Origin of the sequence: Mesorhizobium sp. M0621 (genome assembly GCF_040320745.1) — a bacterium.
GTDB lineage: Bacteria > Pseudomonadota > Alphaproteobacteria > Rhizobiales > Rhizobiaceae > Mesorhizobium.
In genome coordinates this window covers 1-24,267 of the sequence record NZ_JAMYQF010000066.1, presented here as the reverse complement: position 1 = coordinate 24,267, position 24,267 = coordinate 1, and the positions used below count along the sequence as shown (strand labels likewise).

Annotated in this window: 25 protein-coding genes; 12 read left to right on the top strand and 13 right to left on the bottom strand. The window is 63.3% G+C overall.

From position 1 onward, the window contains the following. Positions 1-39: 39 nt before the first annotated feature. Positions 40-672 (bottom strand): class I SAM-dependent DNA methyltransferase, encoded by a 633-nt coding sequence (locus NKI38_RS29495; protein WP_352663908.1) that lies wholly within the window; start codon positions 670-672, stop codon positions 40-42. A gap of 103 nt (positions 673-775) precedes the next feature. Between NKI38_RS29495 and NKI38_RS29490 the strand changes: the two genes are divergently transcribed. Further along, entirely contained in the window at positions 776-1,678 is a 903-nt protein-coding gene (locus NKI38_RS29490) for a phosphotransferase (RefSeq protein ID WP_352663906.1), read from the top strand. A 7-nt stretch (positions 1,679-1,685) separates the two neighbouring features. Here the strand turns inward: NKI38_RS29490 and NKI38_RS29485 are convergent, their stop codons facing one another. Together NKI38_RS29485 and NKI38_RS29480 are read right to left on the bottom strand one after the other, a co-directional pair. Further along, a complete protein-coding gene (locus NKI38_RS29485) occupies positions 1,686-2,609 on the bottom strand; it encodes a DMT family transporter (protein WP_352663904.1) in 924 nt (307 codons plus the stop codon). 107 nt (positions 2,610-2,716) lie between these two features. Then, the gene (locus tag NKI38_RS29480; RefSeq protein WP_352663902.1) at positions 2,717-3,997 is read right to left on the bottom strand and encodes an amidohydrolase family protein; all 1,281 of its coding nucleotides are present in this window, start codon (positions 3,995-3,997) and stop codon (positions 2,717-2,719) included. A 169-nt stretch (positions 3,998-4,166) separates the two neighbouring features. Here NKI38_RS29480 and NKI38_RS29475 point away from each other — a divergent pair, with 169 nt between their 5' ends. Further along, positions 4,167-5,921 (top strand): ABC transporter ATP-binding protein, encoded by a 1,755-nt coding sequence (locus NKI38_RS29475; protein WP_352663900.1) that lies wholly within the window; start codon positions 4,167-4,169, stop codon positions 5,919-5,921. A gap of 170 nt (positions 5,922-6,091) precedes the next feature. Here NKI38_RS29475 and ilvD read toward each other — a convergent pair whose 3' ends face one another. Then, a complete protein-coding gene (ilvD, locus tag NKI38_RS29470) occupies positions 6,092-7,936 on the bottom strand; it encodes a dihydroxy-acid dehydratase (RefSeq protein ID WP_352663898.1) in 1,845 nt (614 codons plus the stop codon). A gap of 268 nt (positions 7,937-8,204) precedes the next feature. Here ilvD and NKI38_RS29465 point away from each other — a divergent pair, with 268 nt between their 5' ends. Continuing rightward, positions 8,205-8,675: a VOC family protein gene (locus tag NKI38_RS29465; RefSeq protein ID WP_023758244.1), complete on the top strand. Its 471-nt coding sequence runs from the start codon at positions 8,205-8,207 to the stop codon at positions 8,673-8,675. Positions 8,676-8,830: 155 nt separating this feature from the next. Here the strand turns inward: NKI38_RS29465 and NKI38_RS29460 are convergent, their stop codons facing one another. The 3 genes from NKI38_RS29460 to NKI38_RS29450 all read right to left on the bottom strand — a co-directional run bounded on the left by NKI38_RS29460 (position 8,831) and on the right by NKI38_RS29450 (position 12,041). After that, positions 8,831-10,423 (bottom strand): peptide chain release factor 3, encoded by a 1,593-nt coding sequence (locus NKI38_RS29460; RefSeq protein WP_352663896.1) that lies wholly within the window; start codon positions 10,421-10,423, stop codon positions 8,831-8,833. Between the two features lie 100 nt (positions 10,424-10,523). Further along, positions 10,524-11,420: a haloalkane dehalogenase gene (locus NKI38_RS29455; protein ID WP_352663922.1), complete on the bottom strand. Its 897-nt coding sequence runs from the start codon at positions 11,418-11,420 to the stop codon at positions 10,524-10,526. 24 nt (positions 11,421-11,444) lie between these two features. Beyond that, positions 11,445-12,041: a TetR/AcrR family transcriptional regulator gene (locus tag NKI38_RS29450; protein ID WP_352663894.1), complete on the bottom strand. Its 597-nt coding sequence runs from the start codon at positions 12,039-12,041 to the stop codon at positions 11,445-11,447. 126 nt (positions 12,042-12,167) lie between these two features. Here NKI38_RS29450 and NKI38_RS29445 point away from each other — a divergent pair, with 126 nt between their 5' ends. Further along, complete coding sequence (locus tag NKI38_RS29445) at positions 12,168-13,241, top strand: NAD(P)/FAD-dependent oxidoreductase (RefSeq protein ID WP_352663892.1); 1,074 nt, start codon at positions 12,168-12,170, stop codon at positions 13,239-13,241. A 72-nt stretch (positions 13,242-13,313) separates the two neighbouring features. Here NKI38_RS29445 and NKI38_RS29440 read toward each other — a convergent pair whose 3' ends face one another. Together NKI38_RS29440 and NKI38_RS29435 are read right to left on the bottom strand one after the other, a co-directional pair. After that, the gene (locus NKI38_RS29440; protein WP_352663890.1) at positions 13,314-13,538 is read right to left on the bottom strand and encodes a hypothetical protein; all 225 of its coding nucleotides are present in this window, start codon (positions 13,536-13,538) and stop codon (positions 13,314-13,316) included. 117 nt (positions 13,539-13,655) lie between these two features. After that, entirely contained in the window at positions 13,656-13,898 is a 243-nt protein-coding gene (locus NKI38_RS29435; protein ID WP_352663888.1) for a hypothetical protein, read from the bottom strand. A gap of 322 nt (positions 13,899-14,220) precedes the next feature. Here NKI38_RS29435 and NKI38_RS29430 point away from each other — a divergent pair, with 322 nt between their 5' ends. Then, on the top strand, positions 14,221-15,171 hold the full coding sequence (locus NKI38_RS29430) for a hypothetical protein (RefSeq protein ID WP_352663886.1): 951 nt from the start codon (positions 14,221-14,223) through the stop codon (positions 15,169-15,171). Between the two features lie 45 nt (positions 15,172-15,216). Here the strand turns inward: NKI38_RS29430 and NKI38_RS29425 are convergent, their stop codons facing one another. After that, entirely contained in the window at positions 15,217-16,017 is an 801-nt protein-coding gene (locus tag NKI38_RS29425; RefSeq protein ID WP_352663884.1) for a class II glutamine amidotransferase, read from the bottom strand. A 15-nt stretch (positions 16,018-16,032) separates the two neighbouring features. Continuing rightward, on the bottom strand, positions 16,033-16,281 hold the full coding sequence (locus NKI38_RS29420; protein ID WP_352663882.1) for a DUF6356 family protein: 249 nt from the start codon (positions 16,279-16,281) through the stop codon (positions 16,033-16,035). Between the two features lie 114 nt (positions 16,282-16,395). Between NKI38_RS29420 and NKI38_RS29415 the strand changes: the two genes are divergently transcribed. From NKI38_RS29415 to NKI38_RS29390, 6 genes are all read left to right on the top strand, one after another. Continuing rightward, on the top strand, positions 16,396-16,866 hold the full coding sequence (locus tag NKI38_RS29415; RefSeq protein ID WP_352663880.1) for an Lrp/AsnC family transcriptional regulator: 471 nt from the start codon (positions 16,396-16,398) through the stop codon (positions 16,864-16,866). A 78-nt stretch (positions 16,867-16,944) separates the two neighbouring features. Then, positions 16,945-17,430, top strand: a complete 486-nt coding sequence (dut, locus tag NKI38_RS29410; RefSeq protein ID WP_352663878.1) for a dUTP diphosphatase — start codon at positions 16,945-16,947, stop codon at positions 17,428-17,430. After that, positions 17,430-18,092: an HAD family hydrolase gene (locus NKI38_RS29405; RefSeq protein WP_352663876.1), complete on the top strand. Its 663-nt coding sequence runs from the start codon at positions 17,430-17,432 to the stop codon at positions 18,090-18,092. Before dut ends, NKI38_RS29405 begins: the two co-directional genes overlap by 1 nt. Positions 18,093-18,163: 71 nt before the next feature. Next, the gene (locus NKI38_RS29400; protein WP_352663874.1) at positions 18,164-19,018 is read left to right on the top strand and encodes a hypothetical protein; all 855 of its coding nucleotides are present in this window, start codon (positions 18,164-18,166) and stop codon (positions 19,016-19,018) included. Between the two features lie 80 nt (positions 19,019-19,098). Continuing rightward, entirely contained in the window at positions 19,099-19,902 is an 804-nt protein-coding gene (locus NKI38_RS29395) for an isocitrate lyase/PEP mutase family protein (RefSeq protein ID WP_352663872.1), read from the top strand. Between the two features lie 14 nt (positions 19,903-19,916). Further along, positions 19,917-20,915 carry a proline racemase family protein gene (locus NKI38_RS29390; protein ID WP_352663870.1) on the top strand — a complete coding sequence of 333 codons (999 nt, stop codon included), beginning with the start codon at positions 19,917-19,919 and terminating at the stop codon, positions 20,913-20,915. Here NKI38_RS29390 and NKI38_RS29385 read toward each other — a convergent pair. Then, entirely contained in the window at positions 20,912-21,628 is a 717-nt protein-coding gene (locus tag NKI38_RS29385; protein ID WP_352663868.1) for a sulfate transporter family protein, read from the bottom strand. The two genes, NKI38_RS29390 and NKI38_RS29385, sit on opposite strands and share 4 nt — an antisense overlap. 168 nt (positions 21,629-21,796) lie before the next feature. Continuing rightward, entirely contained in the window at positions 21,797-22,714 is a 918-nt protein-coding gene (locus tag NKI38_RS29380) for a DMT family transporter (RefSeq protein WP_352663866.1), read from the bottom strand. 237 nt (positions 22,715-22,951) lie between these two features. Between NKI38_RS29380 and NKI38_RS29375 the strand changes: the two genes are divergently transcribed. Beyond that, positions 22,952-23,944: an adenosine kinase gene (locus tag NKI38_RS29375; RefSeq protein WP_352634975.1), complete on the top strand. Its 993-nt coding sequence runs from the start codon at positions 22,952-22,954 to the stop codon at positions 23,942-23,944. The last annotated feature ends 323 nt before the right edge of the window (positions 23,945-24,267 follow it).

Sequence of the window (24,267 nt, the reverse complement as noted above, 5' to 3'; positions counted from 1 at the left end):
CCGGACGGAAAACCGCTTCACACTTTTCCTGGAATTGCTTTAGTTCACGCGCAAAGCGAGACCGCGGCTCGGCACGGTGTCGGCCTCGCCCGGCATGGAGATGTAAGGCCTTGTTTCCTCGATGCGGGTGACGAGGCCTTGCGCCTCGAGCTCGGTGATGCGCGCGCCGAAGCCCGCTTCCCACAGCGTGTTCTTGACCGTCAGCACGATGATGCCGCCCGGCCTGCAGATGCGGATCAGTTCGTCCAGCCCCTCGACGCCGACATGGCCGGAGGTGAAGACGCCGGCCGAGATGATCCCGGCATAGGCGTCGTCGGCAAAGGGCAGATGACCGCCGAGAGCCAGGCAATGGAGCGCCGAATAGACGCCTTTGCGCGCCGCCTGAGCCAGCATGCCTTCAGAAATGTCGAGCGCCTCGACCTCGGGATAGCCGGCAATGTTCAACCATTCGCCGATCAGCCCGGTGCCGGCGCCGGCATCGAGCAGCGGTGCGGCACCGCGCGGCAGATGGCGGGCCAGCAGCGCAAGGCAGATCGTTGGGTGGCGATAGCCGGCGGCCGACATGTCGGCGTCATAGGTCTGCGACCAGCTGTTATAGAGTGCTGCGACCTCCTCCGGGCGCTTGGCCGCATAGACGGCGCCAAGTGCACCATGATGTTTGCTGTCCGCCACTTTTGTCCTGTCCACCATTCCTTGGGTCTCACATCGGATGATAGCCAAAGCACGAAAATTGTGGAACCGTCGCTGCGACAAATAACAGCGTGGGGGCGCAGGCATGGTGACAGACGAAGTGCGCGCGACATTGGCCGCCATTCCCATGCTGGCCGGCTACACCGGGCCACTCGAACGGCTTGGCGGTCTCACCAATCTGGTATTCAGGGGCGGCGACTTCTGCCTGCGCATTCCCGGCAAAGGCACCGAAGAATACATCAACCGGGCCAATGAAGCTGTGGCGGCGCGCGAAGCGGCAAAGGCAGGGGTCAGCCCTGAGGTGCTGCATGTCGACCCCGCCACCGGAATCATGGTGACGCGCTTCATCGCCGGCGCCGAGACGATGTCGCCGGAAAAATTCAAGCTTCGGTCGGGCAGTCCCGCGCGGGCCGGCGAGGCTTTCCGCAAGCTGCACAATTCAGGCGCGGTGTTTCCCTTCTGCTTCGAATTGTTTGCGATGATCGACGATTATCTCAAGGTGCTGTCGACCAAGGATGTCGCCCTGCCCGCCGGCTACCATGACGTGGTGCGCGAGGCCGAGACTGTGCGCTCGGCGTTGGCGGCCCATCCGCTGCCCATCGTCGCCTGCCACTGCGATCCGCTGTGCGAGAACTTCCTCGACACGGGCGAGCGGATGTGGATCGTCGACTGGGAATATTCGGGCATGAACGACCCGCTCTGGGACCTTGGCGACCTCAGCGTGGAAGGCAAATTCGACGCAGCGCAGGACGAAGAGATGATGCGCGCCTATTTCGGCGGCGAGGCAAGGCCGGCCGAGCGCGGCCGCATCGTCATCTACAAGGCGATGTGTGACCTACTGTGGACGCTGTGGGGGCTTATCCAACTCGCCAACAACAATCCGGTCGATGATTTCCGCGCCTATGCCGATGGCCGCTTCGCCCGCTGCAAGGCGCTGATGGAGACGCCCGAATTTTCACGGCATTTGACGATTATACGTCAGGGCTGAGCCTGTACTAATTGACGCCCTTCGGCACGTTTTCGGGCGGCACCGTGGTCTCGACCAGTTTCTGGCGGTGGAAGATGAACAGGCCGGCCAGTACGACGATGCCCGAGCCGATCAGGATGCGCGGGCCCGGAACGTCACCGAAGAACACCAGCCCGAACACCACCGCCCACAGGAGCAGCGTGTAGTGCAGTGGCGCCAGCGTCGAGGCCGGCGCCAGCTTGAGCGCCCTGGTGATCATCAGATGCGCGCCGCAGGAGACAATGCCGAGCAGCAGCATGGCACTGAGATCGAGCGCTGACGGCGTCTGCCAGGCGCCGATGGTCAGCACACCGCCGACCAGCAGCGTGCCGATGGTCTGCCACGTCACCAGATTGGTGTCGCTGGTGCCGCGCAAGCGGCGGTTGAGGATGATGGCGAAAGCGAAGGCGATGCTGCCTGCGAGCGCGAAGCCCGATGACAGCGAGAACGCCGCCGAGGACGGTTTCAGCATGATCAGCACGCCGCAGAAGCCGAGCAGGATGGCCATCCAGCGGCGCCAGCCGACCTTTTCGCCAAGCAAGAGGTGCGAGAGTGCCGCGACATAGATCGGCCCGGCCATGTAGAAACTCATCACATCGGCAAGCGGCAGATAGACGACGGCGGCATAGAAGAGCGCGGTGTCGAGCGTGGTCATCACCACGCGCAGCAGCTGCAGCTCCAGGCGCTCCATGCGAAACAGCTTGGCCGTGCCCTGATGGGCGATCATCGGGCCAAGCACGAAGAAGGCGCCGATGGACCGGATCAGCACCACCTGGCCGACGGAGAAGCTGGCGACCAGCCACTTGCCCATGGCATCGTTCAGCGCAAACAGGAAGTCACCGGCCAGCATCAGCAGAATGCCGGCCAAAAGCACGTTCCTGACTGTGGAATTCTGCGCCACGGGCTGCGTCATGCCGATCCCGAATCCTCCCTGCGTAAGCCGCGTCGTAGACGGAAGCGGCGGCTTTGACGAGGAGAAATCCGGAAATCGGCAAGGCCAGAGCCGGGAATCGGCTGTATCTAGCCGGATATGTGCCGCCGGTTCACCAGTGCCGGCCGTCTAACGATCGAAAGCCTGGTCTCCTGCTTCGTCCGCTCCGCCACCACCTTGCCCCTGGCGATGACACACAGGCGTTCGGCGCGCAGGCGCAGGGCCTCGACCGGATTGCCGGCGTCGAGGACGACAAGGCTGGCGCGTTTGCCGACCGCCAGGCCGAGATGGTCGAGCCCCATGATCGACGCGTTGACGTTGGTGACCATGTCGAAGCAGCGCGCCATGTCGGCCGGGCTCGACATTTGGGCAACGTGCAACCCCATGAAGGCGACATCGAGCATGTCGGCGGTGCCCAGCGAATACCAGGGATCGAGCACGCAATCCTGGCCCCAGCCGACGCGGATGCCGAGCGCCTGCATTTCCTTGACCCGGGTCATACCCCTGCGCTTCGGGAAGGTGTCATGGCGGCCCTGCAGCATGATGTTGATCAGCGGGTTGGGGATGGCCGAGACACCGGCTTCGGCGATGAGCGGCAGCAGCTTCGAGACGTAGTAATTGTCCATCGAATGCATTGAGGTGAGATGCGAGCCGGCCACCTTGCCCTGCAGGCCAAGGCGCTGCGTCTCATAGGCGAGCTGTTCGATGTGACGCGACAGCGGGTCGTCGGTCTCGTCGCAATGCAGGTCGACCATCAGGCCGCGCCTGGCCGCGATCTCGCACAGTTCCGTTACCGAGCGCGTGCCGTCGGCCATGGTGCGCTCGAAATGCGGGATGCCGCCGACAATGTCGACGCCCAGGTCCAGCGCACGGATGGTGTTTTCACGTGCTGTCGGCGAGCGGTAAAACCCGTCCTGTGGGAAAGCCACCAGTTGCAGATCGATGTAGGGGGCGACCGTCTTCTTGACCTCGAGCAGCGCCTCGACCGCCAGCAGGCGGTCATCGCAGACATCGACATGGGTGCGGATGGCGAGCAGGCCCATCGACACCGCCCAGTCGCAATAGGCCAACGCCCGGTCGCGCACCGCCTCATGCGTCAGAAGCGGCTTCAACTCGCCCCACAGTGAAATGCCTTCGAGCAGCGTGCCCGACGCATTGATGCGCGGAATGCCGTAGGAGAGCGTTGCGTCCATGTGGAAATGCGGATCCACGAAGGGCGCAGAGACCAGATTGCCACGGGCATCGATCGTCGCGCCGGTGGTGACGTCGAGCTTCGGCTCGATCGCCGCGATGGTCTCACCGGTGATGCCGATGTCGGCAACCCTGCCATCAGGCAGTGTGCCGCCGCGAACGATAAGGTCGAAATCCATCTGTCGTCATCCCGTCAAAAGAATCATCTGATGTAGCCGAGGCTGAAAATCGCATCCCGCCGATGCCGCTTGCAACAGTGGTTTGTCCGCCGCGGCCGCGGATGGTTCCATCCGGCCGCAACTCCCTCTATAAGCCGCCTTCGTTGTCGCGGTTTCAAGGACCAGCCGTTTGTTTCGTTTCTTCCGCTCGACGGAGAACCAGCGCCTCGTCGTGAGGCTGCTTCGGGAATCCTTCCGCCAGCATATGTTTGGCTACGGCGCCGCCATCCTGTCGATGCTGGTGGTGGCCGGCATGACGGCTGCCAGCGCCTGGATCCTGCGCGAAATCACCAATGAATTCGTGATCGACAAAAGGATCGATCGCGTCAACATGATTGCCCTGGCGGTCGCCGCGATCTTCATCGTCAAGGGCATCGCCAATTTCGTTCAGGCTTATTTCATGAGCCGGGTTGGCAACGCCATCATCGCCGAACGGCAGCGCAAGATCTACGATCGCGTCCTGGCGCAAGGCATCGAGTTCTATCATTCGACCTCGTCATCCGACCTGATCACCCGCATGACCAACAATGCGCAGGCGGCGCGCAACGTGCTCGACCTCATCGTCACGTCCTATGTGCGGGATCTGGTGACCCTGGTTGCCCTCGTGCTGGTCATGATCGTGCAGCAGCCGGCGCTGTCCCTGATTTGTTTCATCGTCGGCCCCCTGGCCATCTATGGGGTCAACCGCATCCTGAAGCGCGTGCGCAAGTTCGCAGCGCTGGAGTTTCGCTCGGTTGGCCAGATCGTGCAGGTGATGCAGGAAACCGCGATCGGCGTGCGCGTGGTCAAGTCCTTCAACCTCGAAGGCGTGATGCGCAAGCGCATGTTCAAGGCGGTGTCGGATGTCGAGAACCGGGCCAACAACATCGCCACGCTGGAAGCGATCACCAGTCCGGTGATGGAGACGCTCGCCGGGCTGGCAATCGCCGGAGCCGTCCTGGTGAGCGGCCTTCTAGTGCTGCAGGGCGGCCAGACACCCGGCGGCATCATGGCTTTCATCGCGGCGCTGCTGCTTGCCTATGAACCGGCAAAGCGCCTTGCGCGCGTGCGCATCTCACTGGAAAGCGGCATCGTTGGCGTGCGCATGATGTTCCAACTGGCCGACGAGCCGCTGACGCTGGCCGAGAGGCCGGATGCAAAGCCACTTCTGGCCGGACCGGGCGAGATCAGGTTCGACGCCGTCAGCTTCGCCTATCAGAATGGCCCGCCGGTACTGGACCGGTTCGACATGACGCTTGCGCCCGGCAAGATGACGGCGCTGGTCGGGCCTTCCGGCGGCGGCAAGTCGACCATTCTGAACCTGATCATGCGCATGTACGACCCGCAGAGCGGCAAGGTGCTGTTCGATGGCCAGGACATCTCCCATGCGACGCTGGCGTCGCTGCGGGAAAAGATCGCCTATGTCAGCCAGGACACGTTCCTGTTTGCCGGCACGATCATGCACAACATCCGGCTTGGGCGCGAGGGCGCGACCGACGAAGAGGTGATCGCCGCCGCCAGGGCGGCCAACGCGCATGAATTCATCAGCGCGCAGGCGAAAGGCTATGACACCGAGGTGGGCGAAAACGGCGCGCTGCTGTCCGGCGGCCAGCGCCAGCGGATCTCGATCGCGCGCGCTATGCTGCGCAATGCCGAAATCCTGCTCCTGGACGAGGCGACCAGCGCGCTCGACGCCGAATCGGAAGCGCTGTTTCGCGACGCGCTGCAGCAGCTGACCGAAGGACGCACGACGATCGTCATCGCGCATCGCCTGTCGACCGTGCACCAGGCTGACACAATCGTGGTGCTCGAGGCCGGCAAGGTGGTGGAAAGTGGTGCGCACAAGACCTTGCTTAGGCAAGGCGGGCTCTATCAGAAGCTTTATGAGTACCAGCTGATGCCGTGATCCTTACCCTCCCCCTTGTGGGGAGGGTCGCTGCGAAGCAGCGGGGTGGGGGCGGCGCCGCCCCCCACCCCGACCCTCGGTCCGACCTCCCCACAAGGGGCAGGTGGGGCGCTGCTTCTTTCTCTATGCAAGATGTCCGGCAGGACGATCAGAGGTAGCGTCGGTTGACGTTACTCCGGCACGAACCTCACCGCGCCCTTGGCCGCGCTGGTCGCCATGGCGGCATAGGCGCGCAGGGCGGTCGTCACCTTGCGCTTGCGCTTTTCCTCGGGCTTCCAGGCCAGGGCGCCCTTTGCATCCATCGCAGCGCGGCGGGCAGCGATTTCAGCGTCGCTGACAGCAAGGCGGATGCTGCGGTGCGGGATGTCGATCTCGATCGTATCGCCTTCCTGCACCAAGCCGATCAGCCCGCCTTCGGCGGCTTCCGGCGACGCGTGGCCGATCGACAGGCCCGACGTACCGCCGGAGAAGCGGCCGTCGGTGACCAGCGCACAGGCCTTACCGAGGCCCTTCGACTTCAGATAGCTGGTCGGGTAGAGCATTTCCTGCATGCCGGGGCCGCCGCGCGGTCCCTCATAGCGGATGACGACGACATCGCCGGCCTTGATCTCGTTGGAGAGGATCGCCTTGACGCTCGAATCCTGGCTTTCGAACACGCGCGCCGGGCCGGTGAACTTCAGGATCGATTCATCGACGCCGGCCGTCTTCACGATGCACCCGTCGAGCGCCAGATTGCCTTTCAGCACGGCAAGGCCGCCATCCCTGGAAAAGGGATGTTCGACTGACCGAATAACGCCTTTCTCGCGGTCGAGATCGAGTTCGTCCCAGCGGCGATCCTGGCTGAAGGCGACCTGCGTCGGCACGCCTCCAGGAGCGGCGAGGAAGAAATCGCGCACGCTCTGGCTGGTCGAGCGGGAAACATCCCAATGGTCGAGTGCTTCGCCGAGCGTTGACGTGTGCACGGTCGGCAGGTCGCGGTTGATCAGGCCGGCATTGTCGAGCTGGCCGAGGATCGCCATGATGCCGCCGGCGCGGTGGACGTCTTCCATGTGGACGTCGGATTTGGCGGGAGCCACTTTGCACAGCACCGGCACCTTGCGCGACAGCGCGTCAATGTCGTCCTGATCGAAGTCGATCTCACCCTCATGCGCGGCGGCGAGGATGTGCAGCACGGTGTTGGTCGAGCCGCCCATGGCGATGTCGAGCGTCATGGCGTTCTCGAAGGCACCCTTCGAGGCGATGTTGCGCGGCAGAGCGGCCTCATCATCCTGCTCGTAGTAGCGCTGCGCGAGATCGACGATCAGATGGCCGGCCTCGACGAACAGACGCTTGCGGTCGGCATGCGTGGCCAGCGTCGAACCATTGCCGGGTAGCGAAAGACCCAGCGCCTCGGTCAAACAATTCATCGAATTGGCAGTGAACATGCCCGAGCAGGAGCCGCAGGTCGGGCAGGCCGAGCGCTCGATGATCTTGACGTCCTCGTCGGAGATCTTGTCATCGGCGGCCGCCACCATGGCATCGACCAGATCGAGCGCCTGCGTCTTGCCGGCCAGCACCACCTTGCCGGCCTCCATCGGCCCGCCGGAAACGAAGACGGTCGGAATATTGAGGCGCAACGAGGCCATCAGCATGCCGGGCGTGATCTTGTCGCAATTGGAGATGCACACCATGGCATCGGCGCAATGCGCATTGACCATGTATTCGACGGAATCGGCGATCAGCTCGCGCGACGGAAGCGAATAGAGCATGCCGTCATGGCCCATGGCGATACCGTCATCGACGGCGATGGTGTTGAATTCCTTGGCGACACCGCCGGCCTTCTCGATCTCGCGCGCGACCAGCTGGCCGAGGTCCTTCAAATGGACATGGCCGGGCACGAACTGGGTGAAGGAGTTGACCACCGCGATGATCGGCTTGCCAAAGTCGCTGTCCTTCATGCCTGTGGCGCGCCACAGACCGCGGGCGCCGGCCATGTTGCGGCCATGAGTGGTGGTGCGGGAGCGATAGGCAGGCATGCTTTTTCCTTGGTGGCTGGCCGCAGCCGAAGATATGGCGCGGCGGCGCTGAATTCGGACCGCAGGCGTTATAGACGCGCAAACATGGTCTGGCCACAATTTTGCAATGCGCCAGATTCCCTGCAAAAATCGGATCTTCCGAAAAAATTGCGCGTCATTGTCGGATTGCGTGCCGCACGGCCGTCCTTGGGCAAACGGCAAGATATGCACCATTCCCGGAGTCAGCCGTTTCGCCGTAACCGCAACCAAAACACCCGAGGAGCACGACATGCAAAAGATCACCACCTGCCTGTGGTTCGACGGCCAGGCCGAGGAGGCCATGAATTTCTACGTCTCCATCTTCAAGAATTCGAAGGTGCTGAGCGTGATGCGTTGGCCCGAAGGCCACGCCGATGAAGGCAAGGTGTTGGTGACCACGTTCGAACTCGACGGCGTGCAGTTCCAGGCGCTCAATGGTGGACCGCAGTTCAAGCACACCGAAGCGATGTCGCAGTCGATCGACTGCAAGACGCAGGAAGAGGTAGATTACTTCTGGGACAAGCTCATCGAAGGTGGCGGCCAACCGTCGCAATGCAGCTGGCTGAAGGATAAATTCGGCGTCTCCTGGCAGGTTGTACCGGAGCAGCTGCCGCACCTGCTTCTGGATCCGGACCGGGCCAAGGCCGGCCGCGTGATGTCCGCGATGATGCAGATGAGCAAGATCGACGTCGCCAAGATCGAGGAAGCGGCGAAAGGGTAAGAAGCGGTCCGCGTAGCGGACGGAAAGCCAATTGCTTCGAACGCATGGAGCCTGCGATGGGGGGCGTTGGAGTCTATTAGACCAGGTCGACGCTGCCCCTCATCAGCCCTTCGGGCACCTTCTCCCCGTGAACGGGGAGAAGGAAGATCTGCCACTCACGCCGCCTTGTCGCGGACCTGATAGTCCTTGATCGTGGCGAAGCGGATCGCCTTCCAGCGCTCGGCTTCGTAGTTCAGCGAAAAGGCGTGCTGGGCGAGGAACACCGGATCGTTGTCAAGATCGCGGGCGATGTCACCGCGATGCGCCTCGATGAAGCGGTGAACCTCGGCCTTGTCGTCGGCCGAGATCCAGCGGCAGACCGAAAACCGCGACATCTCGAACTCGACCGGCAGCGTGTATTCGAAGTTCAGCCGTTCCTTCAGCACGTCGAGCTGCAGCGCACCGACGACGCCGACGATGGCCGGCGAGCCATCCTCCGGCGAGAACAGCTGCACGACGCCCTCCTCGGCCATCTGTTGCAGCGCTTCCTTGAGCTTCTTGGCCTTCATTGCGTCGCCAAGGCGGACGCGGCGCAGGATTTCGGGCGCGAAGTTCGGCACACCGCGGAACAGTATCTCCTCGCCCTCGGTCAGCGTGTCGCCGATGCGCAGCGTGCCGTGGTTGGGAATGCCGACGACATCACCGGCAAAGGCCTCGTCGGCGGTGACGCGGGTACGGGCAAAGAAGAACTGCGGCGCCGACAGCGACATCGGCTTTCCCGTGCGCACCAGCTTGGCCTTCATGCCGCGCTCGAGCCTGCCCGAGCAGACGCGGACGAAGGCTATGCGGTCGCGGTGGTTGGGGTCCATGTTGGCCTGGATCTTGAAGACGAAGGACGTCATCTTCTCTTCGGTCGCCTCGACCTTGCGGGTGTCGGCCTCCTGCGCGCGCGGCGGCGGCCCGAAGGCGCCGAGCGCCTCGATCAGGTCGCGGACGCCATAATTGCGCAGCGCAGAACCGAAATAGACCGGCGTCAGATGACCTTCCCGGAACGAGTCAATATCAAGAGGTCGGCAAGCCTCCCGCGCGAGCTCCAGCTCCTCGATAAAGGCCTCGCGCTCGTTTTCCGGCAGCAGCCCAGCAACGCGGTTGGAATCGGGACCGTTGACCGGCGTGCGTTCCTTCTCGTCATCGCCCTTGCGCACGGCATTCAGCGCCAGATGGTAAGTGCCGGAGAACGTCCTGCCGCGACCGATCGGCCAGGTGATCGGTGCTGTGTCCAGCGCCAGCTTCTGCTCGATCTCGTCGAGGATCTCGAACGGATCGCGGCTTTCGCGGTCCATCTTGTTGACGAAGGTGATGATCGGGATGTCGCGCAGGCGGCAGACCTCGAACAGTTTCAGCGTGCGCGGCTCGATGCCCTTGGCGGCGTCGATGACCATCACAGCCGAGTCGACTGCCGACAGCGTGCGGTAGGTGTCGTCGGCGAAATCCTCGTGGCCGGGCGTGTCCAGTAGGTTGAAGACGGTGTTCTCGTACTCGAAGGTCATCACCGAGGTGACGACCGAAATGCCGCGCTCGCGCTCGATCTTCATCCAGTCGGACCGGGTCTGGATCCTGTCCTTCTTGGCCTTGACTTCGCCGGCAAGCTGGATGGCGCCGCCGAACAGCAGCAGCTTTTCGGTCAACGTCGTCTTGCCGGCGTCCGGATGTGCGATGATCGCGAAGGTGCGACGGCGCGCCACTTCTTCTTCTATTGCTTCGGGCATTCTCTGGGATTTCCGTGTGACAGGCCGGGCTTCTAGCAGCGCAGTGCCGGGCTGTCGACCGCTCCGACGGCACGGATGCCGCCGGGCGTCATGACTTGCTTCAGGCCAATTCGCTCATGCGGCTCGCCTGAACGATCTCCGGAAGCCAGTTGGCAATGGCGCCGCCTATAGCGTCTGCATGGTCCTCCTGCAGATAGTGCGCCCCGGGTCCAAGGTTGACGAACCGGCAGTTCTTCAGCCCGGCCGCGAATTCGCGCGCCGCTTGCGGCGAAATCAGTGCGCCGGGATCGCCCGCGAACAACAGCTTCGGATAGGTGGACAGCCGTAGCGCACGATGGTCGTGTTCGCTGATGGCGGCAACGTCAGCCGGTTGCCCCTCGATCGGCAATTCCCGGGGCAGGCGCAGCACAGGCTTGCGCGATTGCGGCGTCGGAAACGGCGCCCGGTAGGCGGCCATCTCATCGTCACCCATTGCTCGCAACACCGAGGCCGGCAGCACTTTCTCGACGAAGACATTGTCTTCCAGAACCAGCTTTTCGCCGACACCGGGCGTGCGCAGCGCCTTGAACATTTCGCGCGCTTGCGGGCGCTGGTGAAAATCCTCCCAACGCTCGAACGGCCGGATGAACTCCATGAAGGCGAGGCCGAGAATGCGCCGCGGCCGCCGCGCCGCGAGATGGAAGGCCAGTGCCGTGCCCCAATCCTGCGCGACCACCACCACATCCCCGATGTCGAGCGCGTCGAGGAAAGCGTCGAGATAGCGGACATGATCGAAGAAGCGGTAATCGATGTCAGGCTTGCCGGACTGGCCGTAGCCGATTAGATCGGGCGCAATGCAGCGGCCTAGCGGCGCGACATGCGGGATGATGTTGCGCCAGATGTAGGATGAGGTCGGATTGCCGTGCAGGAACAGCACGGTTGGATCAGACGCGCCGGCCTCGACATAGGACATGATGGAATCCAGCACGGCAACCTGCGAGCGTCTCGGCGCGGTGATGCCCGCCTGAGACGGCTTTCGAGTTCATGAGGTCGGCTCCTTTGCAAACACTGTGCTGAAGATGATTTTCTTGAAGCGCTCGAGCGGAACGGGACTGCGTTCGACCTTCATGCGCAACATGGCGCCTTGCCACGACGACAGCAGGAAGTCGGCAAGGTCCTCGGCATCGAAGGCCTTGGTGATGTCGCCAGCCGCCTGGCCTTCGGCGATGCAGGCCGCGAAGGGCTGGCGCCAGCGTTCAAAGATGGCGACGAGTTGCAGGCGCAGCGGCTCGCTGTGCACCGCGGTCTCCAGGCTGAGATTGCCGATCATGCAGCCGCGCGCCCAGTCATGCGCTTCGAGCTTTGAAGTAATGACATCAAGGTAACGGCGCAGCCTGCCGATGGGTGGCGTGCCGTCCCTTGCAAGGGCCGCTTCCACCAGCCCGCCGACATAGGCGAAATAGCGGTCCAGCACCTCGCCGGCGAACTCCTCCTTCGAGGCGAAATGGTTGGTGAACGAGCCCGGCCGGGCGTCGGCGGCGGCAACGATGTCGCGTACGCCGGCGGCGGCATAGCCTGAATTCCAGATGGTGCGGAAACCGGCGTCGAGGAGCTTTTCGCGGAGTGATTGTCTAGCCATGCGACAATTAATACGTACGTACGTATTAATTGTCAAGCCATGTATCCCGCGCTGCCCGAGGTTGGCAAGCGGCTATGAGAATGGCATTTGGTGAGGGTCCCCGAGAGACGAGGCAAAGGAGCCAGCATGAGCGCTGCAAAGCAAGTGATCGTTATCGGCGCCGGCATCATCGGCGCCTCCATCGCCTGGCATCTTGCGAAAGCGGGCGCACAGGTGACGATTGTCGCCGACAGTGCTGCCGGCGGGGTGGCGACGCCGAACTCGTTCGCCTGGATCAATGCCAGTTGGGGCAACCCGGAGCCGTATTTCCGACTGCGCACCCGCGCGATGGCCGAGTGGTCGCGGCTGGCGCAGGACCTGCCCGGCCTGCCGCTCAGCTGGTGCGGCGGCCTGTGCTGGGATCTGTCGGCCACCGACATGGAAACCTACGCCACAGAGCATTCCGCCTGGGGCTACGGCATCGAACGAGTCGACCGCGCCGGTGCCGCGCGCATCGAGCCCAATCTCGCCGAGCTTCCCGACTTTGCCCTGCATGTCGCTGAGGAAGGCGTCGCCGAACCGGTGGCTGCCACCCGCGCACTGTTGGCAGACGCGGAGCGACATGGCGCACGCATCATCTCCAGCACGGTCACGGCGCTGGTCCAGGCCGGCGGCAAGATCACCGGTGTCGACACATCGCATGGCCTGATTGCATCAAACGAAGTGGTGATCGCGGCCGGCGTCGGCTCACCGGATATCGCCGCGACGGCCGGGATTAATCTGCCGATCGAAACACCGCCCGGCCTGATCGTCCATTCAAGGCCTTGCAAAAAGCTGCTCAACGGGCTGGTGCTGGCCGAGCGGCTGCATATGCGCCAGGCAGCCGAGGGTCGCATCATCGCCGGCTCGGATTTCGGCGGCGCCGATCCGGGCATGGATGCCGAAGCCACCGCTCACGCGCTGTTTGCGGCGATGAAAGCCATGCTGCGCGGCAGCGAGGGGCTGGAACTCGATTTCCACACGGTCGGCTACCGACCGACGCCGATCGACGGCTTTCCGATCATCGGCCGCGCCGAGGGCATGGGCGGTGTCTATGTCGCGGTCATGCATTCGGGCATCACGCTGGCGCCGGCCGTCGGCCTGTTCGCCACGCGGGAGATACTGGAGGGCGAGCGCGACCCGCTGCTTAGTGCTTACGGATTGTCGCGCTTCGCTCAATAGCTACGCGGGACGGCGAAAGCCAGCGGTCGATGGCCGCGCGGGTCATCGATCCGACGCCAGCAAGCAACCGGTCTAATGGAAATTGAGATATAGCGCCGGCGGGTACTGCATCCCGTCGATGGCTGGCGCCTTTGCATCCGCGGCCGGTTTAATCCCGCCTGTCGATGCGTTGTCGAGCGGCGGCCGGGTCGCCTGCGCCTTGGCGGCATTATCCGGCGTCACCACGACTTTCTTCTTCGCCTCCGCTACCTGCGACAAGGCAAGCAGCACAAGCAACGCGGACAGAACGAGTTTCATGACGGTTTCCTCTCTGGCTCCAAAGCCCTCCGCAATTTCTGGATCACCGATGCGTCGCGCCCAAGTTCTAGTCTCATGCACTCAAAACCGCCGCACGGCCTTGCGCGGCTTGGCGCCTTACTGTCTGAAACCGGACTGATCGAGCAAGGCGACCTGCTTGCCATCGATGTAGAAGCGTATGGCGTGCGCCTCATTGTCGACGTCGATGCGCGTCGGATTTGCGGCGAGTGCCACCGGTGCGGTCTTGATATATTTCGAGGGAAATTCACCGGCCGGCGCGTATCGAAAGAGCAGCGCCAACGCGATACAGCCAGCAGTAAATACAATGAACGTCAGTCTGGAAGAGGCGTTCGAGGTCATCCGGTCGTTCCTTCAGGTTGAGGTGGCATTACGGTTCGGTTGCTAGCAGGCTCCTTTAGCCCAGTTCGGCCGTTGCTCGATTGGAGCGAGTCACTGCTCTGCGAAGGAAGGGACGTGCTCAGCTCACGTTCGGCACGTTCTCGCGGATGATATGCCCCTTGCCCTCTACGAGCTTAGCGCCGGCCCGCGACCCGAAAAGGCAGCACGTATGGAATACCGTGGAATTCTCTGGAATTCCTGGAATATTAGCTGATGGAAATATAACAATGGGAGGATGGGTGACGGCGTGTTATGGCAGACAGCGAGCAGCAAGAGGCAGCGTATGGCACAGCACATTGCGCAGAAATTGCGGCTGACCTCGGCGTTACTGGGGACCGTAACCCGCAAGGATCTGGCGGCGGCGTTCCGAGCCGTTAATCCGAAGACCGCGTTCGATCTCGGCCGCGCCGACAAATGGCTGCAGGGCCGCGCCCAGCCGCGCGAGCACAGTGTCTATGATGATTGGGCGAAGCTGCTTCGCTTGGAGCAGCCAGGCGCATGGATCGCCGACTGCGACCTGCCGCACTTCACCGCCGCCATCGCGGCCCGCCATGGCGTCGACAGCGCAGTGCTCGAACGCCGCGCCGGCACTCAATTCGACACCTCCACCGGCCATGATGAGCGCAGCCTCGTCTTCGCGCTGACCGGTACCTATGCATGCTATTCGCGCGCCTGGTCGCCTTATTATCGCGGCCAGATCATCAAGGGCATCCTGTCGATCGAGGCAGGGCCTGGTCTGCATGGCCTGACAGCCACTTATCGCGAAGCGTTGCCGACAGGCCAGTTGGTGCTTGGCGGCCCTGTCACGCCAGCCAAGCGCGCTCTTTACGTGCATCTGAAGGAAGCCGGCGGCGATGCCCAGTTCTTCATCAGCCTGCTGCCGCAGTCGCAGCCGGGAAGTGTGCTTGGCGGCTATATGTGCGGAACCGGTATTATCGGCCCAGAGGCCCTGCCGTCATTGACCAGGGTCCTCATCGTACGTCTGCGCGATCCGGCGCCCGGCGCTACCTCGTGGGGCGGATACCTGCTGAGCGACCAGTCGATATCAGAGGATTTGGGATCGCTCGGCATATCCATCGAGCAACCGGAGCAGGTCGACCGACAGCTCATACGGTTCCTCATGGGGGGCAGCGATGGCGGTGTCCACCAGGTCCCGCCAGCCGAGTTCCGCGCCATTCTCGATGTCTTCGACCGCCATTGGCTGAGACATTCCAGCGTGCCGCAAAGCTTCTGAAGGTGATAGCCAGGGCGAGGCCCGCGACGGTGCCGTGATTTGTGATTAGACGACCAGCGCCAGCTTTGCAGTAGCCGGTGCAAACGGGCGAATGGCGATGCCATCACCAGTGATCGTGACGAAACTTGCCGGCGGAATAGCCTGCCAATCACCGCCCTCGCGATCGAACGGCTCGGAAACGATGCAGCGGCCGCCGCCCTTGCGGAAGGTCGAGGTGTAGAGCGTCGGGGCGTGGGAGTCGGTGGCATAGCGCACCGCATGCAGCGCCTGTCCATCCGAGAAGGCCGCGGTGAGTTTCAGCGCCGGCTCTAGGCCGGCGCGGCGCGAGACTTCAATCACGCGGCTGGTGGCACGGGAGACGGCGCCCTGCGGATCGGTGGCCAACCCCTCATCGATCATCAGGAGAAAGAACAATTCGGAATCGGTGGTGCCTTCGCGCTGGTCGAAAACGGCGTCGGACAGCGAGTTCTCCAGCGCGCGGCGGATTTTTTCGAAGCCGCCGATCTGGCCGTTGTGCATGAACGACCAGGAGTTGGAGATGAACGGATGGCAGTTCATGCGGCTGGTGGCGCCACCGGTGGACGCCCGCACATGGGCGAGGAACAGGCCGGATTTGATCTGCCGGCACAGGCTCTTCAGATTGGGATCCGACCAGGCCGGCAGGATGTCGCGGTAGAGACCCGGCTCCGGGCGGTCGCCATACCAGGCAAGGCCGAAGCCGTCGCCATTAGTCGGTGATTTCGCTTCCTGGGCGCAATGGCTCTGGGCAATCAGCGAGTGACAGGGCGCGGTGAGGATGTCTTCGAGAAAGACTGCTTCACCGAGATAGGCCGCCCACCGGCACATCGCTTCTGTCGCCCTCTAGGCGCGATCCATAAGAGCCGCTGGCTCCTTGGTCGCGTGCGTGCCTCTGTTGTGCGTCCGCTCGTAAAGCTCGCGAACGATTCGGCTGGCGGTAGTCTCAAACAGAAATGGCAAGAAAGCGTGAACGAGCGCGGCGCCCGCCGCCATCAGCAGCCGCGACGAGAACCAGGCGGCAAAACCCATGTGACCGAGATAGGTTTCGCCGACCTTGGCCGGATGAGAGGTGAAAATCCTTGCGACCGACATGCTGGTTCCCCTTCAGCGCTCGAGTTCCTGATATGAGTATCCTGACATGCTTCGCCGGTTCATCGGTCTCAAAATGTCCTTGTATTTGGCCTACTCATGGGACAAACATCCCACATGGCGCAGGAAATCGACGAAATCGATCGAAGATTGCTGACTGAATTGCAACGCGACGGCACGCTGACAGTCGACCAGCTGTCGGAACGGGTGGCGCTGTCGCGCAATGCCTGCTGGCGCCGGGTGAAGCGGCTGGAGGAGGATGGCGTCATCACCGGCCGGGTGGCGCTGGTCGATGCCGAAAAGCTCGGGCTTGGCCTTTCCGTTTTCATCCTGATCCGCACGTCCAACCACGACCCGGAGTGGCTGCAGAAATTCCGGGCGGCGGTAACCGGCTTTCCCGAGATCACCGGCGTCTACCGCATGTCCGGCGACCTCGATTATGTTTTGCGCGCCCGCGTAGCCGACGTGAAGGCCTATGACCGGCTCTACCAGCGGCTGATCGCCAAGGTAGCGCTGTCCGATGTCTCCGCCTCCTTCGTGATGGAGGAGATCAAGGAGACGACAGTCGTTCCGATAGCCAGGTCATAGTGATGCCCGAAAGAAAGCCGTTGATAGCATTGCGGTCGAGTTGACCGAATCGCCGTTCGCGCCGATAGGATCGATTTTATGCGCGCAGCCTTCCAAACTCCCTCCGTCATCGGTCCCACCGTCGGCTTCGTCAGGTTGCCGCATGCTGATGGACTCCCGCTTCCCGCCTATGAAAGCACCGGCGCGGCCGGCATGGATCTGCGCGCCGCGGTGCCCGACGACCGGCCGCTGCTGATCCTGCCCGGCAAACGCGCTTTGGTGCCGACCGGGCTGATCCTGGAGATTCCGGAAGGCATGGAAGGCCAGGTCCGGCCGCGCTCGGGCCTTGCTTTCAAACATGGGCTGAGCGTCCTCAACACGCCCGGCACCATCGATAGCGACTATCGCGGCGAGGTGAAGGTGCTGCTGATCAATCTCGGCGACGAGGATTTCGCGGTGACGCGCGGCATGCGCATCGCCCAGATCGTTTTCGCGGCAGTGACGCAGGCGGCCGTGGAAGAGCGCAGTTTGGCCGGCGGCACGGCGCGTGGCGCGGGCGGCTTCGGATCTACCGGCACAGCCTGATGTCTGAACTGCCTAAACTTGTCATCTTCGACTGCGATGGGATCCTGGTCGACACCGAGAACTTGGCCAATCGACGCCTCGCCGAATGGCTGACCGCTGCCGGCTATCCGACAAGCTTCGAATATTGCCGCAAGCATTTCTCCGGCCGCAGCATGGCGTCGGTGCAGAAACAGATCGAAGAGGAGACCAGCGTCAGACTCGGTGCCGATTTCGTCGATCGCTGGAATGCCGGCCTGCCGGACCTGTTCGCCCATGGCGTCGAGGCGATCCCCTACGTCCGTGAGTTTGTCGAAGCCGTGCGTTCAGTCGGCATCGCCTATTGCGTCGCCACCTCGGCCCGGGTGTCGAAGATGCACATCACGCTTGGCCAGACCGGGCTGTTGCCGCTGTTCGAACACGCGATGTTCAGTTCGACCATGGTCCCGCGCGGCAAGCCGTTTCCCGACCTGTTCCTGCATGCGGCCAAGACCATGGGCTTCGCGCCCGCCGACTGCATCGTCATTGAAGACAGCGTCGCCGGCACGCAAGCCGGCATCGCTGCCGGTATGCGGGTGTTTTCCTATCATGCCGACCCCTATTCCGACCGCGACGGCCTGATCCAGGCCGGCGGCATCCTGTTCGACGACATGCGCGAACTGGCCGGGCTGGTGCCGATCCACTGACCTGATCTCAGCCCGCGGCTGTACGCCTCGATTGTCCGTGCTAGCTTGGCGCCGCCAACTTGAGGCCGCGCATGAAACCCACCTTGCTTCGCTTCGTCCTCGCCCTGATGCTGCTGCCGTTCCTGTGGACCGCGGCCGGCGCGCAAGCCGTCAGCTTCCCGGAACTCGGCAGTACACTACCCGGGCACAAGGACGTCAGCTATCTCGACCTGGCGAGAATGGTCATCCCAGATCTCGCCGCGGACAAGGACGGCTTCTATAGGGGTGGGCGGCCGATCGAGATGCGCCATATCGAGGGACCGGACAGCGGCGGTTCGCCGCCCGAGACGTCGGGATTTTCCAATGCCGCGGTGCTTGCCATCAAGGCTGGTGGCAAGGACCGGCCGACCATGCTGTTCGATCTCGGCGCCTCTCCCGACAGCGCCGAAGGCTATGCCGTGCTGGCGCTCTACGACATTGCGGCCAAACCAAAGCTGCTCGACGCCGTCAATGTCGCGCTCGACCGTAGCACCTATTTCCGCCAACCAGGCAAGCTTTCCGCCGGCGCCAGCGATGACGTCCTCATCACCATGAGCGCGCATTTCAATTCGAGCCAGAACTATGTGATCACGCCGCTGATCATGGTCCGCGACGATAAATTCGAACTGATCGATATGATCTTTACGTTCGATGAGAACCTGTGCGCCTACAGCCGCAAGCAGGACGTGGCCTTCGAGACCATCGCCGACGGCCAGCCTTATGCCGCCATCAGGGTGACCGTGACGGATGCCACCGTGATGAGCGGCGAACGCTGCGACGGCGAACCGCGCAGGCCCGAGTCTCACGCGATTTCCGTCACCTATCGCTGGGACAAGAAGACATCGCGCTACGCCAAGGATTCCGACGCGCTGGACAAATTGGCAGGAGAGAACGCCAAACGCTTCTGAACCAACCGCATTCGTTTGCCCGGCCAAAAGAGGCAGGATAAAATCCGCTTAGCCACACCGCATATGATGGGGGAACTACCATGGACAAGGGCAAGATCTTTCGCGACCTGCATGCCTCGACCTTCGTCATGCCCAATCCCTGGGATATCGGCACGACGAAGCTGCTCGGCTCGTTCGGCTTCACGGCGCTGGCGACGACCAGCGCCGGCTTTGCCTTTTCGCGCGGCCTGCCGGATGGCGCCGTGACCTTCGAGGCGATGATCCACCATTGCCGCGAGGTGACGGCGGCGACCAGCCTGCCGGTCTCGGCCGATCTCGAGAAGGGCAAGGGCGACAGCCCGACCAGTGCCGCCGAAACCATTTTCGCGGCGGAGGCGGCCGGCCTTGCCGGTTGCTCGATCGAGGATCACACCGGCGATCCGGACAAGCCGATCTATGATTTTGCGCACGCCGTCGAGCGTGTCGCGGCGGCCGTGGAGGCGGCTCGCGCGCTGAAGCGCGATTTCGTCTTCACCGCGCGCGCCGAGAATTTCCTGTGGGGCAAGTCCGACCTCGACGACACCATCAAGCGGCTGCAGGCTTTCGAGAAGGCCGGCGCCGATGTGCTCTATGCGCCGGGCATCGGCGACGTCGAGATGGTCCGCACGGTCTGCTCGGCGGTCGGCAAGCCGGTCAATGTCATGGCGAGACCCGGCTTCACCATCGCCGACCTCGCCATGGCCGGCGTCAAGCGCATTTCGCTGGGGCCGTGGCTGACCAATTTCGCCTATGGCATGCTGGAAACGGCGGCGCGCGAGATCCAGCAGGACGGCACCTTCGGCTTCACCCGCGCCGCCATGCCGTTCGGCAAATTGCAGGCGCTGTTCGGCAAACCTTCAGCTTAGACGAGGCCCATCGCATGACGCTGACCGTCGTCGATATGCATACCGGCGGCGAGCCGGTCAGGATCGTCACCGGCGGCTATCCAGATATCCCCAGAGGCACGATCCTGGAAAAGCGCGCCTATGTGCGCGACCATCTCGATCATCTCAGGAAAATCCTGATGTTCGAACCGCGCGGCCATTACGACATGTATGGCGCCTTGCTGGTCGAGCCGGACCTGCCCGGCGCCGACCTGGCCGTGCTGTTCATGCACAATGAAGGCTATTCGACCATGTGCGGCCACGCCGTCGTCGCGCTCGGCCGCTATGCCGTTGATGAAGGGCTGGTGACGAAACGCGAGCCGGTGACGACCGTCAACATCGAGGCGCCATGCGGACTGGTCGTCGCTTCGGTCGAGGTCAGGGACGGCAAGGCCGGCGCGGTGTCGTTCGAAAGCGTGCCGGCGTTCCTGTTCGCGGGCGGCCAGACGATAGAGCTTGCGGGCCATGGCACGATCGGCTTCGACATCGCCTATGGCGGCGCCTTCTACGCGCTTGCCGATTGTCACCAGTTCGGGCTCGAATTCGGCCGCCACCGGGTACGCGATTTCGTTGATGCGGCAACGGCGCTGACGAACCGGCTCAAGGCCGAATTCCCACTGTCGCATCCCGAACACGCCGACCTCGCCTTCCTCTACGGCACCATCCTGACCGACGGAAAGGATGCCTTTTCCAGCGAGGTGACGAAAAACATCTGCGTCTTTGCCGAAGCCGAGGTCGATCGTTCGCCGACCGGTTCCGGCGTCACCGCAAGGCTGGCGGCCATGCATGCCGAGGGCGAAATCGCGATCGGGCAGACGCGGACATTCGAAAGCATTGCCGGTTCGCGTTTTTCCGGGGCCGTGGTGCGGACGGCGACGGCTGGCCCGCACGATGCGATCATCGCCCGCGTCGGCGGCCGCGCCTATTATTCCGGGCGGGCCGAATTCATCGTCGAGGCCGATGACGAACTCGGACGCGGATTTCTCCTGCGTTAAGTGCGCCTATATCCGGATCGAGCCACTTCCCGCACCGAAATCGCCTTGTGCAGATGCACCATCATGGCGGCAGCGAAGAGCGGCGTCACCAGGTTGAGCAACGGCACGGCGAGGAAGGCAGCGATGACCAGTCCGGCGAGGAACACCGCGCCGGCATAGTGCCTGCGCAAGGCCCTGGCCTCTTCTTCGCCGCGAAAGCGCATGGCGGCGAATTCGAAGAACTCGCGTCCGAGCAGATAGCCGTTGACGATGAAGAAAGCGGCGATGTTGATGCCCGGCACCAGCAGAAGCAGCAGGGCGACGATGTTGCCGAGGATGACGACGCCGAGAAATCGCATCGACAGCACCAGCGAGCGCAGCGCCGGCATGGCGCGGCCGGCTGGATCGCCGGGATAGTCGGTGCGCTCGACCACCTCGGCGATATCGTCGAGGAACAGGCCGGCGACAACAGCCGTCACCGGCGCGATGAGCAACGCCATGCCGAAGGCGAGCGCGATGGCGGCGATGATGCCGCCGAGCCAGCCGGCCCAGGACGGCATGCCGGGCAACAGCGTCTGCAGCCACGGCAGCGCCAGCCACTCGACAAGGCTGGTCAGTCCGAACCACAAGGCCACCAGCGCCAGCACGGTCAAGCCCAGCGTCTTGACGAACACGGCACGAAACGGAGGCGAGAGCAGCTCAAGAGCCGCAGTGCGGGCTGCGTCGAAAATCACGTGCTTCAACCCCGGTCAGCGAACACCGCCGAGCGGCGGACGCTTCCGAGATAGGCAGCTTAGGTCGCGCGTACAAGCGGGCTGGTTCTTTGCTTTGACGCAATTCCCAAGGGAAAGCGCTATGCGCTTTTCCCGGGAAAACCGCTTCACACTTTTCCTGGAATTGCTCTACCGCGCAAACGCCGGCTTTCGAACCGGTATGGTCATGGCAGCGACGCCGGCAACGACAAAACCCATGCCCAGCCATGCCGTCGAACCAAGGCTTTCGCCAAGGAAGACGGCGCCGATACCGACGCCGATCGGCACGCGCAGATAGGCTTGCGAGGTGGTGCCGACCGAGCCCAGCGTGTGGATCAGGCGGAAATAGATGACGAAGGCCAGCGCCGTCGAAAACACCGACAGGCCGAGCAGGGCCAGGATCGACGCGGTCGAAGGCGACAGCGTCCATGGCTGGTCGAACACAAGGCTGAGCGGCACGAGAATGACGGCACCGCACAGCATCGAGCCGGCGGCCGGCAGCATCGGGTCGAGGCCCTTGAAGCCACGGCCGAAAATCGCCGCGCCGGCATAGCAGATCGTCGCCGCGACGATAGCAAACTGCGCCCACAACTCGTGACCGAGACCACCCAGCGCCTGCGTGCCGATGATGAGGCAGATGCCGGCAATGCCGGCGCCGACGCCAATCAGCTTGCGCAAGGTGACCGGCTCGTGGCGGGTGATGAGCGCGGTCAAGAGGAAGGTGAAGATCGGTGAGGTCGCGTTCAGGATGGTGGCGAGGCCGGCGTCGACCGAGCGCTCGGCGGCGGCGATCAGGGTGAACGGTATGACGCTGTTGAGGCAGGCCTGGAACGCAAAGCGGCGCCAGCTCGCCGCATCGCCCGGCATGGCGAGCCCGCGCCAGCGGATGATGGCGAACAGGATGCCACCCGCGATCAGGGTGCGGGCGGCAATGAAGGTGACCGGCGGAATCGTTTCGACGCCGATCTTGATGAAGGTGTAGGAGGCGCCCCAGAGCACCGCCAGCACGGCGAGCAGTGCCAGATCGGTGGTCATGTCGTTCCCTGTCGGCGTGTTCTTTGTCGGCATGGGCTGGCTCGCCTTGAAACGTGATCGTCTGAGCCAGGCTTTTAAGTGGTATCGCGATGAAATGCTTCGGCCACGGTCGAATTGTCATAGCGCCTCGTTGCGGATGCGCTTTTGGCCTGTTCTGGCCTGATCCACCAAAGTTGTGGGTCGCGCTCTAGGCAAACCGGTTTCAAATCGCTAGACCCGCGCCCGGCCGACGTGGCAAGAAGCCGGCTCGGGTTTTTGGCGGAGATTTTGATGCCGGATTATGACGTGCTTTGCATCGGCAATGCCATTGTCGACATCATTGCCCAGTGCGACGAGGAGTTCCTCGAGACCAACGGCATCATCAAGGGCGCGATGAATCTCATCGACACCCAGCGCGCCGAATTGCTCTACAGCCGCATGGGCCCGGCGATCGAAGCGTCCGGCGGCAGTGCCGGCAACACGGCGGCTGGCGTCGCCAGCTTCGGCGGCCGCGCCGCCTTCTTCGGCAAGGTCTCCAGCGATGCGCTGGGCGAAATCTACGCCCACGACATCCATGCGCAGGGCGTCGCCTTCGACACCAGGCCGCTCAAGGGCGAGCCGCCGACCGCGCGCTCGATGATCTTCGTCACCCCCGACGGCGAACGTTCGATGAACACCTATCTCGGCGCCTGCGTCGAGCTTGGCCCTGAGGATGTCGAGGCCGACAAGGCGTCTGGCGCCAAGGTCACCTATTTCGAAGGCTATCTGTGGGACCCGCCGAGGGCCAAGGAAGCAATCCGACAGACGGCGAAGCTGGCGCACGCGGCAGGCCGCGAAGTGTCGATGACACTGTCGGATTCGTTCTGCGTCGACCGCTACCGCGACGAGTTCCTCGACCTGATGCGCTCTGGCACGGTCGACATCGTCTTTGCCAACAGCCACGAGATCAAGTCGCTCTACCAGACATCGTCGTTCGACGAGGCGCTGGCACAGATCCGCAAGGATTGCCGGATCGCCGCCGTGACGCGTTCGGAAAAGGGCTCGGTGATCGTACGCGGCGACGAGACCGTGGTCATCAAGGCGACCGCGATCAAGGAACTGGTCGACACGACGGGCGCCGGCGATCTCTATGCCGCAGGCTTCCTGCATGGCTACACGCAAGGCCGCGACCTGCAGACCTGCGGCGACCTTGGCTCACTGGCGGCCGGATTGGTGATCCAGCAGATCGGCCCCAGGCCGCGGCAGAACTTGCGCCGCGAGGCTGAGCAGGCGGGATTGCTTTAGGGCCAACTGCCGATCTCCCCCCTCGCGGGGGAGATGGCCGGCAGGCCAGAGGGGGGCGCTGTCCCGCCAGCATTTCCAAGGTTTTACCTTCGAAATGAACAGCATGAATCCTGGGGCCACGACGCGGGAGGGCGGACACAGCATCGCTGCGCAGCGATCCTTCGCGCCCCCCTCTGCCCTGCCGGGCATCCCCGGGGGAGATTGGCAGCTTGGCCGTCCGTGCCCTCACCCAGGGGAATCGCTTCAGGTTAACGTTGATTTTTGACGGATGAGATTTTCGAGATAATCGGCGTTGAGATTGGCGAGTTTTCGTCGAACCTTGA